13 protein-coding genes are annotated in these 16,937 nt (G+C 71.8%); 7 read left to right on the top strand and 6 right to left on the bottom strand.

What is annotated here, in order from left to right; genetic code table 11:
- Window positions 1-266: 266 nt before the first annotated feature.
- Genes QCZ28_RS16030 through QCZ28_RS16020 form a run of 3 tightly spaced genes read right to left on the bottom strand, consistent with a single transcriptional unit; the run spans window position 267 to window position 3,650 of the window.
- Complete coding sequence (locus tag QCZ28_RS16030) at window positions 267-1,031, bottom strand: succinate dehydrogenase/fumarate reductase iron-sulfur subunit (RefSeq protein WP_279517403.1); 765 nt, start codon at window positions 1,029-1,031, stop codon at window positions 267-269.
- The gene (locus QCZ28_RS16025; protein WP_279517402.1) at window positions 1,028-2,965 is read right to left on the bottom strand and encodes a fumarate reductase/succinate dehydrogenase flavoprotein subunit; all 1,938 of its coding nucleotides are present in this window, start codon (window positions 2,963-2,965) and stop codon (window positions 1,028-1,030) included. The genes QCZ28_RS16030 and QCZ28_RS16025 overlap by 4 nt, the downstream gene beginning before the upstream one ends.
- Window position 2,966: 1 nt before the next feature.
- Window positions 2,967-3,650 (bottom strand): succinate dehydrogenase cytochrome b subunit, encoded by a 684-nt coding sequence (locus tag QCZ28_RS16020; RefSeq protein ID WP_210860985.1) that lies wholly within the window; start codon window positions 3,648-3,650, stop codon window positions 2,967-2,969.
- A gap of 83 nt (window positions 3,651-3,733) precedes the next feature.
- Between QCZ28_RS16020 and QCZ28_RS16015 the strand changes: the two genes are divergently transcribed.
- On the top strand, window positions 3,734-4,663 hold the full coding sequence (locus QCZ28_RS16015; protein ID WP_279517401.1) for a LysR family transcriptional regulator: 930 nt from the start codon (window positions 3,734-3,736) through the stop codon (window positions 4,661-4,663).
- A 6-nt stretch (window positions 4,664-4,669) separates the two neighbouring features.
- On the opposite strand, the gene hrpA is transcribed toward QCZ28_RS16015, so the two are convergent.
- Window positions 4,670-8,734: an ATP-dependent RNA helicase HrpA gene (hrpA, locus tag QCZ28_RS16010; RefSeq protein WP_279517400.1), complete on the bottom strand. Its 4,065-nt coding sequence runs from the start codon at window positions 8,732-8,734 to the stop codon at window positions 4,670-4,672.
- Window positions 8,735-8,888: 154 nt separating this feature from the next.
- On the opposite strand from hrpA, the gene QCZ28_RS16005 reads away from it, so the two are divergent.
- The gene (locus tag QCZ28_RS16005) at window positions 8,889-9,281 is read left to right on the top strand and encodes a cytidine deaminase (protein WP_279517399.1); all 393 of its coding nucleotides are present in this window, start codon (window positions 8,889-8,891) and stop codon (window positions 9,279-9,281) included.
- A gap of 11 nt (window positions 9,282-9,292) precedes the next feature.
- Here QCZ28_RS16005 and QCZ28_RS16000 read toward each other — a convergent pair whose 3' ends face one another.
- Entirely contained in the window at window positions 9,293-9,652 is a 360-nt protein-coding gene (locus tag QCZ28_RS16000) for a YciI family protein (RefSeq protein WP_279517398.1), read from the bottom strand.
- A 118-nt stretch (window positions 9,653-9,770) separates the two neighbouring features.
- Here QCZ28_RS16000 and QCZ28_RS15995 point away from each other — a divergent pair, with 118 nt between their 5' ends.
- The 5 genes from QCZ28_RS15995 to QCZ28_RS15975 are packed head-to-tail and all read left to right on the top strand — an operon-like array spanning window position 9,771 to window position 15,790.
- Window positions 9,771-11,717 (top strand): multicopper oxidase domain-containing protein, encoded by a 1,947-nt coding sequence (locus QCZ28_RS15995; protein WP_279517397.1) that lies wholly within the window; start codon window positions 9,771-9,773, stop codon window positions 11,715-11,717.
- A gap of 60 nt (window positions 11,718-11,777) precedes the next feature.
- Entirely contained in the window at window positions 11,778-12,824 is a 1,047-nt protein-coding gene (locus QCZ28_RS15990) for an iron ABC transporter permease (protein ID WP_279517396.1), read from the top strand.
- Entirely contained in the window at window positions 12,821-13,972 is a 1,152-nt protein-coding gene (locus QCZ28_RS15985; RefSeq protein WP_279517395.1) for an iron ABC transporter permease, read from the top strand. Before QCZ28_RS15990 ends, QCZ28_RS15985 begins: the two co-directional genes overlap by 4 nt.
- A 19-nt stretch (window positions 13,973-13,991) precedes the next feature.
- Window positions 13,992-14,843: an ABC transporter ATP-binding protein gene (locus QCZ28_RS15980; protein WP_279517394.1), complete on the top strand. Its 852-nt coding sequence runs from the start codon at window positions 13,992-13,994 to the stop codon at window positions 14,841-14,843.
- Complete coding sequence (locus QCZ28_RS15975) at window positions 14,843-15,790, top strand: iron-siderophore ABC transporter substrate-binding protein (RefSeq protein WP_279517393.1); 948 nt, start codon at window positions 14,843-14,845, stop codon at window positions 15,788-15,790. Before QCZ28_RS15980 ends, QCZ28_RS15975 begins: the two co-directional genes overlap by 1 nt.
- Window positions 15,791-15,915: 125 nt before the next feature.
- Here QCZ28_RS15975 and QCZ28_RS15970 read toward each other — a convergent pair whose 3' ends face one another.
- On the bottom strand, window positions 15,916-16,809 hold the full coding sequence (locus QCZ28_RS15970) for a hypothetical protein (protein ID WP_279517392.1): 894 nt from the start codon (window positions 16,807-16,809) through the stop codon (window positions 15,916-15,918).
- Between the last annotated feature and the right edge of the window lie 128 nt (window positions 16,810-16,937).

Below are 16,937 nucleotides of genomic sequence, written 5' to 3'. Positions count from 1 at the left end.
CGCGACCCGCGGACGGACCGAGGCCGAGGTCCGCGACCGGCGGACGACCTGCACGCCCGGGTCCGCGACCGGCGGACGGACCGGGACCGAGGTCAGGGCTGGGGCGACCGTCCCCGGCGGAGGGATCAAGCCTGACCGCCCGGAGCCGGGGACGGTCGCCCCAGCCCTCAGCGCTACCCAAGACAGCCCCCGGCGACCAAGAGACAAAGCCAGACCGCCGCACCCCACGTGGGGTACGGCGGTCGGGCGTCTGGTACGGCGGGTCCTCAGGAACCGGGGGTGTTGTTGGCACCCTTGGCGGTGGCCGTGAGGTAGTCGCGGTTGAGCCGGCCGATGGTGTTCAGCGGAATGCCCTTCGGGCAGGCCGGGGTGCATTCGCCGGCGTTGGTGCAGCCGCCGAAGCCGGCCTCGTCGTGCGCGTCGACCATGCCGATCACCCGGGTGTAGCGCTCGGGCTGGCCCTGCGGCAGCAGCGAGAGCTGGGTGAGCTTGGCGGCGGTGAAGAGCATGCCGGAGCCGTTCGGGCAGGCGGCCACGCAGGCGCCGCAGCCGATGCAGGCCGCCGACTCGAAGGCGGCGTCCGCGTTGGCCTTGGCCACCGGGGTGGAGTGGGCCTCGGGCGCGCTGCCGGTCGGCGCGGTGACGTAGCCGCCAGCCGCAATGATCCGGTCGAAGGCGCTGCGGTTGACGACCAGGTCCTTGACGACCGGGAAGGCGCTGGCCCGCCACGGCTCGATGTCGATGGTCTCGCCGTCGGAGAACTGCCGCATGTGCAGCTGGCACGCGGTGGTGCCGCGCTGCGGCCCGTGCGCGTCACCGTTGATCATCAGGCCGCACATGCCGCAGATGCCCTCGCGGCAGTCGTGGTCGAACGCCACCGGGTCCTCGCCGGAGAGGATCAGCCGCTCGTTGAGCACGTCGAGCATCTCCAGGAACGACATGTCCGGGGACACGTCGTCGACCGGGTAGGTCACCATCCGACCCTTGTCCTCAGGGCCCTTCTGGCGCCAGATGCGCAGGGTCAGGTTCACTTGTAGCTCCGCTGCGTGGGGTGGACGTATTCGAACTTCAGGTCTTCCTTGTGCAGCACCGAGGGCTCACCGTCGGCGGTGAACTCCCAGGCCGCCACGTACGCGAACTTCTCGTCGTCGCGCTGCGCCTCGCCGTCGGGGGTCTGGTGCTCGGCCCGGAAGTGGCCGCCGCAGGACTCCTCGCGGTGCAGGGCGTCGATGCACATCAGCTCGGCCAGTTCGAAGAAGTCGGCCACCCGGCCGGCCTTCTCCAGCGACTGGTTGAGTTCCTCGCCGGTGCCGGACACCTTGACCCGCTGCCAGAACGCCTCGCGCAGCGAGCGGATCTCACCGATCGCCTTGCGCAGGCCGGCCTCGCTGCGCTCCATGCCGCAGTGTTCCCACATGATCTGGCCCAGCTCGCGGTGGAACGAGTCGACGGTCCGGTCGCCGTTGACGGCGAGCAGCCGCCGGACCCGGTCCTCGACGTCGTTGCGGGCCTCGATCGCCGCCGGGTGGCTGGCGTCGACCTTGTCCAGTCCGCCGGAGGCCAGGTAGTTGGCGATGGTGGTGGGCAGGACGAAGTAGCCGTCGGCGAGCCCCTGCATCAGCGCCGAGGCGCCAAGGCGGTTCGCGCCGTGGTCGGAGAAGTTCGCCTCACCGATCACGAACAGGCCGGGGATGTTCGACTGGAGGTCGTAGTCGACCCACAGGCCGCCCATCGTGTAGTGCACGGCGGGGTAGATGCGCATCGGCACCTCGTACGGGTCCTCGCCGGTGATCCGCTCGTACATCTCGAAGAGGTTGCCGTACTTGGCCTCGATCGCCTTGCGGCCGAGCCGGTTGATCGCGTCGGCGAAGTCGAGGTAGACGCCGAGCTTGGTAGGGCCGACGCCCCGGCCCTCGTCGCAGACGTTCTTGGCGGCCCGGGAGGCGATGTCGCGGGGGACCAGGTTGCCGAAGGAGGGGTAGATCCGCTCCAGGTAGTAGTCCCGCTCCTCCTCGGGGATCTCGCGAGGGTTGCGGTCGTCGCCCTTGGTCTTCGGCACCCAGACCCGGCCGTCGTTGCGCAGCGACTCGCTCATCAGGGTCAGCTTCGACTGGTGGTCGCCGGAGACCGGGATGCAGGTCGGGTGGATCTGCGTGTAGCAGGGGTTGGCGAAGTACGCGCCCTTGCGGTGCGCCCGCCAGGTGGCGGTGACGTTGCAGCCCTTGGCGTTGGTGGAGAGGTAGAAGACGTTGCCGTAGCCGCCGGAGGCGAGCACCACAGCGTCGGCCATCTCGGTGCTGATCTCGCCGGTGACCAGGTCCCGGACGACGATGCCCCGGGCCTTGCCGTCGACGAGGACGAGTTCCAGCATCTCGTGCCGGGCGTTCATCTCCACGTTGCCCAGGCCGATCTGCCGCTCCAGGGCCTGGTACGCGCCGAGCAGCAGCTGCTGACCTGTCTGGCCCCGGGCGTAGAAGGTGCGCTGCACCTGGGCGCCACCGAAGGAGCGGGTGTCCAGCAGGCCGCCGTACTCGCGGGCGAACGGCACCCCCTGGGCGACGCACTGGTCGATGATGTTCACCGACACCTCGGCGAGCCGGTGCACGTTCGACTCCCGGGAACGGAAGTCGCCGCCCTTGACGGTGTCGTAGAAGAGCCGGTGGACGGAGTCACCGTCGTTGCGGTAGTTCTTCGCCGCGTTGATGCCGCCCTGCGCCGCGATGGAGTGCGCCCGGCGCGGGCTGTCCTGGTAGCAGTAGGACTTGACGTGGTAGCCCTGCTCGGCCAGGGTCGCCGCGGCCGAGCCGCCGGCCAGGCCGGTGCCGACCACGATCACCGTCATCTTGCGACGGTTGGCCGGGTTGACCAGCTTGGCCTCGAAGCGCCGGGTCTCCCAACGCTTCTCGACCGGGCCGGCGGGAGCCTTGGTGTCGGCGATCGGGTCGCCCTCGGTGAAGAGTTCCATGTCAGGACACCAATCCGGTGAGTACGGCGAACGGGACCACCAGGTACCCGGCGCAGAGCAGCACGGCGAAGACCAGTGCCGCGACGCGGGCCCGACGCTCGCCACGCGGCGTCTGCTGGCCGAGGCTGCGGAACGCGCTGAACGCGCCGTGGCGCAGGTGGAAGCCCACCGTGACGATGGCGAGCGTGTAGAAGAGCGTGACGTACCAGCGCTCCGGCGCGAAGTCGGCGACGACGTTGCCGTACGGCTTGCTCTCGTTGCCGACTGGGTTCAGCGTGCCGGTGGTCAGGTCCAGGAGGTGGTAGATCACGAAGAGCAGGATGATCACGCCGCCCCAGCGCATCGTGCGCGCGGCGTAGCTGCCGTTGACCTTCTTGCGGTGGGCGTACTTGACGGGGCGGGCGGCGCGGGCCCGCCGGGCCAGCACGGTGGCGGCCACGATGTGGGCGACGACGGCCACCACCAGCACGGTGCGCAGGATCCACAGGAACCAGACGCCGGGCAGCAGTGGCTTGCCGATGTCGCGCAGCCAGTGCGCGTAGTGGTCGAACGAGGTTTCCCCCGTGAACACCTTCAGGTTCCCCAGCATGTGGGCGATGAGGAAGAGCACCAGCAGGATGCCCGTCACCGCCATGACGGCCTTGAGGCCGACGTTCGAGCGGATGGGCGACCGAGTTTTCGTCATTACCACGAGACCGACGCTAGGAGCACTTCGATCAGTCGTCCAATGCATCAAACTCGCAGCGTTGATAGCCGTAGGCTATGTAGATGCAGCTCCATCAGCTCCGGTACTTCGTCGCGGTGGCCGAAGTACGACATTTCACCCAAGCCGCCGACCTGGTCGGCATCACTCAGCCTTCTCTCAGTAAGCAAATTCACGCTCTGGAGGCCGACCTCGGGGCGCCCCTGTTCGAGCGGGTAAGGGGCAACATCGCGCTCACCGCGGCGGGTGAGGTGCTGCTGCCGTTGGCCACCCGCATCCTCGCCGACGTGGAGACCGCCACCCGGGAGGTCCAGGAGTTGGTCGGGCTGCGGCGAGGTCGGGTCCGGCTCGGGGCCACCCCCAGCCTGGCCACCTCGCTCGCCCCGCCGGTGCTGCGCCGGTTCCGCGACGCGCACCCCACCGTCGACCTGCGGGTCGAGGAGGGCGGCTCCCAGGACCTGGTGCGTGACCTGCTGCGCGGCGACCTCGACCTGGCCCTGATCATCATGCCGGCGCAGGGCGCCGACCCGGGGCTGCGGGTCGACCCGATCCTGCGCGAGAGCCTGGTGGTGGCCTCGGTGGGAGAGGTGGCGACCGCGTCGCCGACCGGGGAACTGCGCATCACCGACCTGCGGGACCAGCCGATGGTGATGTTCCGGGAGGGCTACGACCTGCGCGACGCGACCATCCAGGCCTGTCGGGAGGCGGGCTTCGAACCCACCTTCGCGGTGGACGGCGGCGAGATGGACGCGGTGCTCAGCTTCGTCGAGGCGGGGCTCGGCATCGCGCTCGTGCCCGGCATCGTGCTGGCGCGCCGACCGGGCGTGCGGATCACCCCGCTCGCCCCGCCCGGGGTGCGGCGGACCATCGCGGTGGCCCGCCGCCGTGATGTCGTACCCACCCACGCCGGCCGGGAGCTGCGCCGCATCCTGCTCGACTACATCCAGTCGGCCATCGACCGTGACGAGCTCCCGCCCGGGGTGGACCCGCTCTGACCGGCGTCAGCGGCCCTCGGCGTCGTCCATCGCGCGGTAGATCCGCTGCTCGGAGACGGGGTACGGGGTGCCCAGCGCCTGGGCGAAGACGTTCACCCGCAGCTCCTCGATCATCCACCGGATCTGCCGGACCGCTGTCTCCTGGCGGCGGGCCGGCGGCAGGTTGGCGAGCAGGTCGGCGTACTCCTTCTGCACCACGGCGATCCGGTCCTGCTGTTGGCGGTCGCGTTGCGGGTTGCCGCCGAGGCGGTCCAGTCGACGTTCGATGGCGGTGAGGTAGCGCAGCAGGTCGGGCAGGCGCGCGTACCCGGTCTCGGTGATGAACCCGGCGTGCACCAGCCCGGCGAGCTGGTTGCGGATGTCGGCCAGCGCCGCCACCACGGCGAGGTTGCGGGTCGCGCCGAGGCGCTGCTCGACGGCGTACGCGGCGGCGAGGACCTTGCGGACCCGGTCCATCACCTCGACGACGGTGTCGACCAGGTCTGCGCGGACCTTCTCACGCACCGCCGCGAAACCGTCGGCGTCCCACGCCGGCCCGCCGGCCGCACCGATCAGCCGGTCGATGGCCGCGCCCGCCGCGTCCTCGATCAACTCCTGGACGCCGCCGTGCGGGTTACGGCTCAGCGCCAGCTTCGCCTCGTTGCTCAACCGGCCCTGCAGGAACCGCGCCGGGGACGGCACGGTGAGCCGCAGCAGCCGGCGGGTTCCCGCCCAGTGCGCCGCCTCGGCCTCGGCGGGGGAGTCGAACACCCGCACCCCGACCGTGGCGCCCTCGTCCACCAGCGCCGGGTACGCGGTGACCGCGTACCCGGCCCGGACCTGCTCGATGGTCCGGGGCAGCGTGCCGATGCTCCACTCCCGCAGCCCCGTGCGGGCCACCTCCGGCGCGGCGGCCGCCACCACCTGGCGTACCTCCTGGCGGAGCTGGCGTTGCAGGGCCGGCAGGTCCTTGCCCTCGGCGACCGGCTTCTCGTCGTCGCCGAGCACCCGGAAGGTCACCCGCAGGTGCGCCGGGAGCTTGCCCGGCTCCCAGGCGTCGCGGGGCACTGTCACCCCGGTCATCCGGCGCAGCTGCCGGGTGAGCGCGTCCAGCAGCGACTCCTCGCCGGGCGTGATCGCCGCCAGGGCGGCCCGGGCGTAGTCCGGCACCGGGACGAAGTTGCGGCGGATCGCCTTCGGCAGCGAGCGGATCAGCGCGATGACCGTCTCCTCGCGCAGCCCCGGCACCTGCCAGTCGAAGCTCTCCGCCGGCACCTGGTTGAGCAGCGGCAACGGGATGTCCACTGTGACGCCGTCGTCCGGTGTGCCCGGCTCGAACCGGTACGTCAGCGGGAGGCTCACCCCGTCGGTCTGCCACTCGTCCGGGTAGTCGTCCTCGGCCACCCCCGCCCGGCCGTCGTTGATCAGCAGGTCGCGGGTGAAGGTGAGCAGGTCGGGTCGCTCGCGGCGGGTCTTCTTCCACCACGAGTCGAAGTGCCGGCCGGAGGAGACGTCGGCCGGGATCCGCTGGTCGTAGAAACCGAAGATGGTCTCGTCGTCGACCAGGATGTCCCGGCGTCGGGCCCGGCTCTCCAGCTCCTCGATCTCGGCGAGCAGCCGCTTGTTCTCCGCCCAGAACTGGTGGTGGGTCTGCCAGTCACCCTCGACCAGGGCGTGCCTGATGAACAGCTCCCGGCTCAGCGTCGGGTCGATCCGCCCAAAGTTGACCTTGCGGGAGCTGACCAGCGGAACGCCGTACAGGGTGACCTTCTCGTAGGCCATCACCGCGGCCTGCTTCTTCTCCCAGTGCGGCTCGCTGTAGCTGCGCTTGACCAGGTGCTGGGCGAGGGGCTCGACCCACTCCGGCTCGACCCGGCCGGCGATGCGGCCCCACAGCCGGGAGGTCTCCACCAGTTCGGCGGCCATCACCCAGCGCGGCGGCTTCTTGAACAACGCCGATCCGGGGAAGACCGCGAACTTCGCCCCCCGCGCCCCCAGGTACTCGTGCTTCTGGGCGTCCTTGAGGCCGATGTGCGACAGCAGGCCGGGCAGCAGCGACTGGTGCACCTTCGGGGTGTCGATCTCCTCCGGCAGGTCCGCGCCACCACGGCGGGCCCGGCCGGCGTCCGCGTCGGCCGGGGTGTCGCGCGCCGGCCGCCCACCGCGCCGGTCGCCGTCACCCGGGGTACGCAGCACCTGGCGCAGTTGGCCGACGATGTCCTGCCACTCGCGGATCCGCAGGTAGTTCAGGTACTCCGCCTTGCACATCCGGCGGAACGCGCTGGAGGACAGCTCGCGCTGTTGCTCGCGCAGGTAGCGCCACAGGTTGAGGTAGGCGACGAAGTCCGACTCCTTGTCGGCGAACCGGGCGTGCGCCTGGTCGGCCTGGGCCTGCTTCTCCGCCGGCCGCTCCCGCGGGTCCTGGATGGAGAGCGCGGCGGCGATCACCAGCACCTCGGTGGCGCAGCCGTTGCGCTCGCCCTCGACCACCATCCGGGCCAGTCGCGGGTCGACCGGCAGCTGAGCCAGCCGCCGGCCCAGCGTGGTGAGCCGCTTCGTCGGGTCGGCCTCGGTCGGGTCCAACGCGCCCAACTCGTGCAGCAGGTTGACGCCGTCGGTGATGTTGCGCTTGTCCGGCGGGTCGATGAACGGGAACGCGGCGAGGTCGCCGAGCCCGATCGCCGTCATCTGGAGGATGACCGACGCCAGGTTGGTGCGCAGGATCTCCGGGTCGGTGAACTCGGGTCGGGACGCGAAGTCCTGCTCGTCGTACAGGCGGATGCAGATGCCGTCCGAGGTACGCCCGCACCGGCCCTTGCGCTGGTTGGCCGAGGCCTGGGAGATCGGCTCGATCGGCAGCCGTTGCACCTTGAGCCGGCTGGAGTAGCGGGAGATGCGGGCGGTGCCCGGGTCCACCACGTACTTGATGCCGGGCACTGTCAGCGAGGTCTCCGCGACGTTGGTGGCGAGCACCACCCGACGGTTGGCGTGTGCGGCGAAGACCCGGTGCTGCTCGGCGGAGGAGAGCCGCGCGTACAGCGGCAGGATCTCGGTGCCGAGCAGCGTTCGCTTCTTCTGCACCAGCTTGCCCAGCGCGTCGGCGGTGTCCCGGATCTCCCGCTCGCCGCTGAGGAAGACCAGGATGTCGCCGGGGCCCTCGGCGGCCAGTTCCTCGACGGCGTCGCCGATCGCCTGGATCTGGTCGCGGACGTTCTCCTCGTCGGCGTCGCCGTCGTCCTCGCCCTCGGCCAGCTCGACAAGGGGCCGGTAGCGCACCTCCACCGGGTAGGTACGCCCGGACACCTCGACCACCGGCGCGGGCACGCCGTCGGGCTCGTCGGCGGTGGGTGGCCCGGCGAAGTGCCGGGCGAACCGGTCGGTCTCGATGGTCGCCGAGGTGATGATCACCTTGAGGTCGGGTCGGCGGGGCAGGAGCTCCCGCAGGTACCCGAGGATGAAGTCGATGTTGAGGCTGCGCTCGTGCGCCTCGTCGATGATCAACGTGTCGTACTGGCGCAGCATCCGGTCGGTCTGCAACTCGGCCAGCAGGATGCCGTCGGTCATCAGCTTCACCAGGCTGCGCTCGCTCACCTGGTCGGTGAAGCGCACCTTGTAGCCGACCACGTCGCCCAGCTCGGTGCCCAGCTCGTCGGCGATCCGGTCGGCCACCGTCCGGGCGGCCAGCCGCCGGGGCTGGGTGTGCCCGATCACGCCGTGCACGCCGCGCCCCAGCTCCAGGCAGATCTTGGGGATCTGGGTGGTCTTGCCGGAACCGGTCTCGCCCGCCACGATCACCACCTGGTGGTCGCGGATGGCCGTGGCGATGTCGTCCTTGCGCTCACTGACCGGCAGACCCGCCGGGTACGTGATCACGGGCACCGCCGCCTGGCGGGCGGTGAGCCGCTGTTCGGCCCGGACCAGGTCGGTGGTGATCTCGGTCAGCGCCGCCTCCCGACGCTGCGGGTCGCGCAGCTTGCGGGCACCGTCCAGCCGCCGCTGGAGTCGGCGCTGGTCGCGGAACATCAGAGGGGCGATACGGCGGTGCAGCTCGCGAACGGGATCGGTCGCGACGGAGGCGGTTGGATTCTGCATGTCGTGCCCAAGGATAGGCAGCCCGGCGGCGCACCGCCCCCGGGTTATCGAGCGGCCCGCTCCTCGACTGCCGTCCACCGGGACCTCCGGTCCCGCGACGGCCATGGGTGGGACCTAGAGTTGGCGGCCGACGTCGAGCGCTGGGGGAGCCGGGATGGAGATGCGCGACACCGACCGCGCGTTGGTGCAGGCCGCCACCGCGGTCGCCAAGCTGCGGTGCCGCAGCCAGCGCCACACTGTCGCGTCGGCGGCCCGGACCGTGGACGGGCGGGTCTTCACGGGCGTGAACGTTCGGCACGGCAGCGGAGGGGTCTGCGCCGAGCTGGTCGTGATCGGCACGGCCGCGACGCAGGGCGTCACCGCGTTGGAGACGATCGTCACGGTCGCCGAGCGCGGTCGCGAGGTCGTCGCGCCCTGTGCCCTGTGCCGGCAGGTGCTGGCCGACCACTTCCCGGACCTGCGGGTGATCGTCGGCCCGATGGACGCCCCGCTGGTGGTCCCGCTGGGGGACCTGCCGGCGGAGGCCGGCAGCAGCTCGGCCGGCTGACCGGGCGCGCGTCAGTCCCCGGCGGCGGCCTCCAGCATCGACTGCGGCACCGGCACGCTCTCGAAGCGCAGGTTGCCCTCCGGGAGCAGCCAGGTGGTCACCCGCGCGAGCAGGCGACCGGCACGCACGGCCGGGTCGTTGGCGAAGAGCCCGCGGGCTTCGTCCGGGGCGATGGACAGCACAACGAAGCCCCGTAACCGCTCGTCGTCGGGGTGCAGGAACGGCCCGGCCGCGAGGACGAGGCCCTGCTGCACGAGGCCCGCCTGATGTGCCAGGTGGGCGTCCTGCAGGCGGTCGATGGCGTCCTGCGGCAGCTCCGGCGGATCCGACGGTCGGCTCAGCAGGACGACCGTGTGCTGGTCGAATCGCATGTCCCCACCCTATGAGGTGAATGTCCCTCTTCTGGGTGTCATCGGGCATCTGTCCGCCCTGTGGTCGTCCGCGAATCTCATTCTCATATCGAGGTGCGGAGCGATTGGGAGGTGCGGCATGGTCACCAGACGTGGGCTGCTCGCGGCCGGTGCCACCGGCGGCGCGGCGGCGCTGATCCCGGCGGGCTGGGCGGCATCGGGCCGGGCGCTCGCCGCGGCAGCGTCGCTGGACGCCCGTGACATCCCGAAGTACGTCACGCCGCTGCTGATCCCCCCGGCGATGCCGACGGTGGCGACCGATCCCGAGCGCGACACCTACGAGATCGCGGTGCGACAGTTCCGCCAGCAGATCCTGCCGCCCCCGTGGCCGCGCACCACGGTGTGGGGTTACGGCTCCACCGCCCACCCCGGCAGCTTCGGCTACCCGGCGCCGACCATCATGGCGCGGGTGGGCCGGCCGGTCCGGGTGACCTGGATCAACCAGCTCGTCGACGACCGGGGCGACTACCTGCCGCACCTGCTGCCGGTGGACCCCACAGTGCACTGGGCTAACCCGGGCGGTGGCATCGAGCACCGGGACCACCATGGGCAGTGGGACGGCAGCCCGCAGGGGTACCGCGGGCCGGTGCCCCAGGTGGTGCATCTGCACGGTGCGCACAGCACCCAGGAGAGCGACGGGCACGCCGAGGCGTGGTATCTGCCGGTGGCCCGCGACCTGCCGCCGGACTTCGCCGTGTCCGGCAGCGCGTACCGCGAGTTCCGGTCCCGGTTCGCCGAGCGGTCCGGGCTGCGCTGGACCCCGGGCTCGGCCACCTTCGAGTACGCGAACGACCAGCGCCCGTGCACCCTCTGGTACCACGACCACACGCTCGGGCTCACCCGGGAGAACGTCTACGCCGGGCCGGCCGGGTTCTACCTGCTCGGCGGTGGGGACGAACTGCCGGAGGAGGTGCTGCCCGGCCCGGCGCCGACCCGCGCCGACCCGCCGAACGCCTCGTACCACGACATTCCACTGCTGATCCAGGACCGCAGCTTCACCGCCGAGGGTGAGCTGCGCTACCCGAAGCGGTACTCCGGCAACGGCGACGGGCCGCCGGTTGCGGTGCCGGGGTTCTCCGGCTCCACCATCGTGGTCAACGGCCGCACCTGGCCCACGCTGACCGTGCGGCGCCGGCGTTACCGGTTCCGGCTGCTCAACGGCTGCAACAGCCGTTTCCTGCTGCTCAGCGTGGCCGCGAACGCCACCGCCCGGCCGGCCCGGCCGGTGCTGCCGGTCTGGCAGATCGGCAGCGACGGCGGCTTCCTGCCGGAGCCGGTGGCGCACGAACGCGTGTCACTCGGCCCCGCCCAGCGGGTCGACGCGATCGTCGACTTCACCGACGTTCCGGCCGGCTCCGAGCTGTACCTCGTGAACGAAGGACCGGACGGGATGTACGGCGGCGGTCGCCCCGGGGTGGACTTCCCGCCGGCCGACCCGCAGACCACCGGGCAGGTGCTGCGGTTCGTGGTCACCGACGCCGCCGGCGCGGACCCCAGCGTCCCACCGGAACAGCTACGGCTGCCGGCGCACCCTCGGCTCGGAGCGGCCCAGCGGGTACGCCGGCTGTCGCTCAACGAGCGCGGGTCCGGCGGGTCGATGGTGATGCTGCTCGGCGTCCTCGACGAGCGCGGCCGGGGTCTGCCGTTGCGTTGGAGCGATCCGGTGACCGAACAGCCCACTCTCGGCGACACCGAGGTCTGGGAGGTGCGCAACTTCACCCACCACGTGCACCCGGTCCACCTGCACCAGGTCCAGTTCGAGCTGCTCGGCCGGGGGCACTCGGGTCGGTCGCGGCCCGGCCCGGCGGACCGGGGGTGGATGGACACGGTGCTCGCGTACCCGTGGGAGGTGACCCGGATCAAGGCGCGGTTCGACCTGCCGGGTCGGTACGCCTGGCACTGCCACCTGCTGGAGCACGAGGACAACGAGATGATGCGACCGCTGAACGTGCTGCCGCGCGGTGGCGCGGCGGCCGGTGACGGTGGCGCGGAGGGTGCCGGGACAGCATCGACAGACGCCAGTTAGGCCTCTTTCTGCAGCTCGGCTAAGGTTAGGCGAACCTAAGCCCGAACATGCAGGAGACTCGTGACCACCCTCGCCGCCCGGCCGACCCTGGCCCGCAACCGGTCCGGCACCCGCACCGGCCGCAGGGTGGCCGTCACCGTCGGGGCCGCGGTGGTGCTGCTGCTCACCGTGCTGGCCAGCTTCGCGCTCGGCAGCCGACAGCTCGGCGTCGACGCGGTCTGGCACGCGCTCGTCGCACCCGACGGCGGCGACGCCAGCACCATCGTCCGTGAGCTGCGGATGCCACGGACCGTGCTCGGCCTCGCCGTCGGGCTGGCGCTCGCCGTGGCGGGTGTGCTGTTCCAGGCGCTCACCCGCAACCCCCTCGCCGAGCCGCGCATCCTGGGCATCAGCGCGGGAGCGTCGTTCGGGGTGGTCCTCGCGATCTCCGTCTTCGGCGTCGGCACGCTCGCCGGGTACGTCTGGTTCGGCATCGCCGGAGCCCTGATCGCCGGGCTGTTGGTCTTCGCCATCGCCACCCGCGCCCGCGAGGGCGCCAGCCCGGTCACCCTCGCGCTGGTCGGCGCGGCGCTCGACGCCAGCCTGGCCTCCGGGGTGTACGCCCTGCTCAGCATCGACGCCCGCACCTTCGAGGAGTACCGCTTCTGGGTGGTCGGCGGGCTCTCCGGCCGGGACCTGTCGGTCACCGCGCAGGTGCTGCCGTTCGTCCTCGTCGGGTTGGTCCTGGCCGCCCTGGTGGCCCGCGGTCTGGACGCGCTGGCCCTCGGCGACGACGTGGCCCGTGGACTCGGCCACCGGATCGGCCTGGTCCGCCTCGGCGGTGGCCTCGCCGCCGTGCTGCTGACCGGTGCGGCGGTGGCCGCCGCCGGCCCGGTCGCGTTCGTCGGGCTGGCCGTGCCGCACCTGGCGCGCGCCCTGGTCGGCGCGGACCACCGCTGGACCCTGGCCGTCTCCGCGCTGCTCGGGCCGGCGCTGCTGCTCGCCGCCGACATCATCGGTCGGCTCGTCGCCCCACCCGGCGAGATCCCGGCCGGGATCGTCACCGCGCTGATCGGTGCGCCACTGCTGGCCGTGCTGGTCCGTCGCGCCCGGGTGGTGACCGCGTGACCACCACCCAGCGCACCTCCGGACCCTCCGACGCGTCTGACGCCGCTGGCTCGTCCGCCGCCGCCTCGCCCGGTGCCGCCGGCCTGTCGAGCGCTGCCGTGCCGCCCGGTGAATCGATCCGGCTGGCCGGGCGGTCGCTGCTGCGGATCGGCTCGGTCAGCCTGCTGATCCGCCGTCGCGCGGTCCTGGTGGCCGCCGTGCTGACCGTGCTGCTCCTGCTGGCCGTCGTGCTCAGCCTCTCGCTGGGCACCCCGTACGTCGCCCCGGCCGACGTGCTGCGTGCCCTCTCCGGGGCCGGCACCCCGTACGACCTCGTGGTCTTCGACCTTCGGCTGCCGCGCGTCGTGCTGGCCGCCGTGGCCGGCGCCGCCTTCGGCGTGGCCGGCACGCTGATCCAGAGCGTGGCCCGCAACCCGCTCGCCAGCCCGGACGTCATCGGCATCACCCAGGGCGCCGGTCTCGCCGCCACCGTGGCCCTGACCAGCGGAATGGCCGCCGTGCTGGTGGCGCCCACCGCGCTGGTGGGTGGGCTGCTCGCGGCGGCGCTGCTGTTCGCCCTCGGCGCCCGGCACGGGCTGGCGGCACAGCGGTTCGTGCTCGCCGGCGTGGCGGTGGCGTTCGGCTTCCGGGCGCTCACCGAGGTGGTCATGCTCACCGCCGACCCGATCGACGGGCTGCGCGCGCAGATCTGGCTGATCGGCACCCTCGCCGGCAAGGGCTGGACCGAGGCCGCCTGGATCGCCGGCACCCTGCTGGCGTTGCTGCCGGTGCTGGCCTGGGCCGGCTGGGCGCTGAACAGCACCGCCCTCGACGACGACACCGCCCGGGGCGTCGGGCTGCGCCCGGTGGCCCGCCGGATCGGCCTCGCCGGCACCGGTGTGCTCGTCGCCGCGATGGTCACCGCCCAGGTCGGGGCCGTGGACTTCGTGGCGCTGGTCGCCCCGCAGGTGGCCCGTCGGCTGGTACGCGCCGAACGGCCGCCGCTGGTCTGCGCGGCCCTGCTCGGCGCGCTCCTGCTGGTGCTGGCCGACCTGGCCGGCCGGCGGCTGTTCGCACCCACCCAACTGCCCGCCGGGGTGCTGACCGCCGCGATCGGTGGCCCGTACCTGATCTTCCTGCTGCTGCGTGGTCGGCGGCGGTCGTCGTGACGCCTCGAGGAGTCGTGTGATGCTCTCTACCCGCGACCTGGTCGCCGGCTACGACGACCGGACCGTGCTCGACGGGCTCGACCTGGACCTGCCGACCGACGCGTTCACCGTCATCGTCGGCCCCAACGCGTGCGGCAAGTCCACCCTGCTGCGCACGATGGCCCGACTGCTCACCCCCCGCCGGGGCACGGTGCTGCTGGACGGCACCGCGATCCGCGACCTGCCGACCCGGGAGGTCGCCCGCCGCCTCGGCGTCCTGCCGCAGAGCCCGCTGGTGCCCGAGGGCGTCACAGTGGCGGACCTGGTCGGGCGGGGCAGGCAGCCCTACCAGCGGTGGTGGCGGCAGTGGTCGTCGGAGGACGGCGCGGCGGTGGACCAGGCGATGGCCCTCGCCGACGTGACCGACCTGGCCGACCGACCGGTGGACAGCCTCTCCGGCGGTCAGCGGCAACGGGTGTGGATCGCCATGACCCTCGCCCAGGACACCGACGCCCTGCTGCTGGACGAGCCGACCACCTTCCTCGACCTGGCCCATCAGGTGGAGGTGCTGGACCTGCTGCACCGGCTGCGCGCCGAGCGGGGCCGCACCGTGGTCGCCGTGCTGCACGATCTGAACCAGGCCGCCCGCTACGCCGACCACCTGGTCGCGATGCGCGCCGGCGCCGTGGTGGCCGCCGGACCGCCCCGGGAGATCCTCACCGCCGACCTGGTCCGCGACGTCTTCGGGCTGGCCTGCGTGGTCGTGCCCTGCCCGGTGACCGGCGCGCCCCTGGTGGTGCCCGCGTACACCGGCGGCAACTCCGCCAGCCCGGTCACCCCCGCCGACGCAGCGATCCCGCTCGCCGGCTCGTACCCCTCGAAAGGACTCTGATGCGTCGTCTCGTCGCCGCTCTCGCCGCGGCCGCCGCCCTCGGCGTCGGACTCACCGCCTGCGGTGAGAGCGACCCGGTCGCCGGCACCACCACCGGGGAGACCCGGGAGATCACCCACGCCATGGGCACCACCAAGGTCCCGGCGGAGCCCAAGCGGGTGGTCGTGCTCGACACCGACAAGATCGACACGGCGCTCTCGCTGGGCATCACGCCCGTCGGTGCCGCCACCGCCGGTGAGGCCAAGAGCTGGCCGACCTACTTCGGCGCGGACAAGCTCGCCGGCATCAAGGAGGTCGGGGTGCTCACCGAGCCCGACCTGGAGGCCATCAACGCGCTGAAGCCGGACCTCATCCTGGGCAGCAAGTTCCGCCAGGAGAAGTTCTACGACGAACTGGCCGCCATCGCGCCGACCGTGTTCACCGACAAGGTGGGCATCACCTGGAAGGAGAACCTCCTCCTCGACGGCAAGGCGCTCGGCCGCGAGCAGCAGGCCAAGGACCTGCTCGGCGCGTACGAGAAGCGGGCCAAGGACTTCGGTGCCACCCTCGGCGACCCCGCCGCGCGCAAGGTGTCGATCGTGCGGTTCATCCCGGGCAACATCCGGGTGTACGGCCCGGATTCGTTCTCCGGCATCGTCATCGGCGACACCGGCCTCGGCCGCCCCGAGCGGCAGATGCTCGCCAACAAGGAGGACAAGCGCTTCGACCTGGTCAGCCCCGAGCGGATCAACGAGGTCGACGGTGACGTCATCTTCGTGACCGCGTACGGCGACAAGGCCGCCGCCGAGCAGAGCAAGGTGGCCGGCGGGACCCTCTGGAAGGGCCTGGGCGCCGTCAAGGCCGGCAAGGCGTACCCCGTCTCCGACGAGGTCTGGATGACCGGCATCGGCGTCGGCGCCGCCAACAAGATCCTCGACGACCTGGCCAAGTACCTCCCCGCCGCCTGACCCCCGGTCCGCCGCGAACGAACCCCAAGATCCGAGCAACTACGGGGAAACTGCTGCCTCGCAAGCCGCTGAAGCAGCAGTAACCCTGCAGTTGCTCGGATCTTGGGGTCGGGGGCCCGTCGGGGTCAGCGGGATCGGGAGTTGAGGGCTTGACGGAGTTCCTCGAGGAAGCCGTCGAAGTCCTCCCGGAATCGTTTCGCGGTCACGTGCAGCACGATCCAGTTGTCACCGAGCAGGCGGTTGAGGCGACGTCGATCGCGGTGAAACTGCTCGGGGTCGTCGTGCCACAGCCCGTCGTACTCGACGGCGACCTTGAGGTGTGGCCACGCCAGGTCCAGGCGGGCCACGAATCTCCCCTCGCGCTCGACCACGAACTGCGTCACGGGCGCCGGCACTCCGGCGAGCACTATCCGCACCCGCAGCCGGGACTCCGGGGCCGATTCCGCGCCCGCGTCAGCCAGGTCGGCCACCCGCACCATGCGCTTCCACCCTCGGTCGCCGACCCGCGCCCGGGCGTTTGCCCGCAACGATGCGAGTGCCACCAGATGGTTGTGGGCGAGCCGATCCACGATCGCGACGGCCTCCTCCGTCGGCAGCCACTGGGCCAGATCCCAGCAGGTACGCGTCGGCGTGGTCATCGGGATGCCCCGGCGTAGCATGACGTCGGCTCCGTCGATCGTGCCAACGTGGACGGCGAGGCCCGACACCGGTCCGAACCGCTGGCCGCTGGGCACGAGGACATCGACCGGCTCGTTGCCGGCGACCGACGCTGCGCCGTAGAGGGCTGCCGCGCTGCGCCCGGCGATCACCACACCCGGGGGTAGCACCAGTTGTGCCGCCGCGGCACAACGAGCGCGGTGCGTGACCTCCAGTCGGGCATCCGCGTAGACGTCGCGGAAAAGGGGCCGCCACGCCGAGCTGCGCAGTTCCGCAGGGGTGATGAGTCCGTCCGCGACGGCGCGGGAGCCGCGGAAGACACGCCCCTGCAACCTTGTCGGACGCCGTGGAGAAGCAGGCATGAAGACACCCTGCCGGCCGGGCACGCCCGCCGACAGCCCTTGTGGATAACCCTCACGTGGGGGCCGGACGTACAAGATCCGCGCAACTTCAGGGTTCTTGCTGCTTCCCGATCGTGGGAGACAGCAGC

It is taken from the genome of Micromonospora sp. DH14 (assembly GCF_029809455.1).
Lineage (GTDB): Bacteria > Actinomycetota > Actinomycetes > Mycobacteriales > Micromonosporaceae > Micromonospora > Micromonospora parva.
This window is presented reverse-complemented; position numbering and strand designations above follow the sequence as displayed.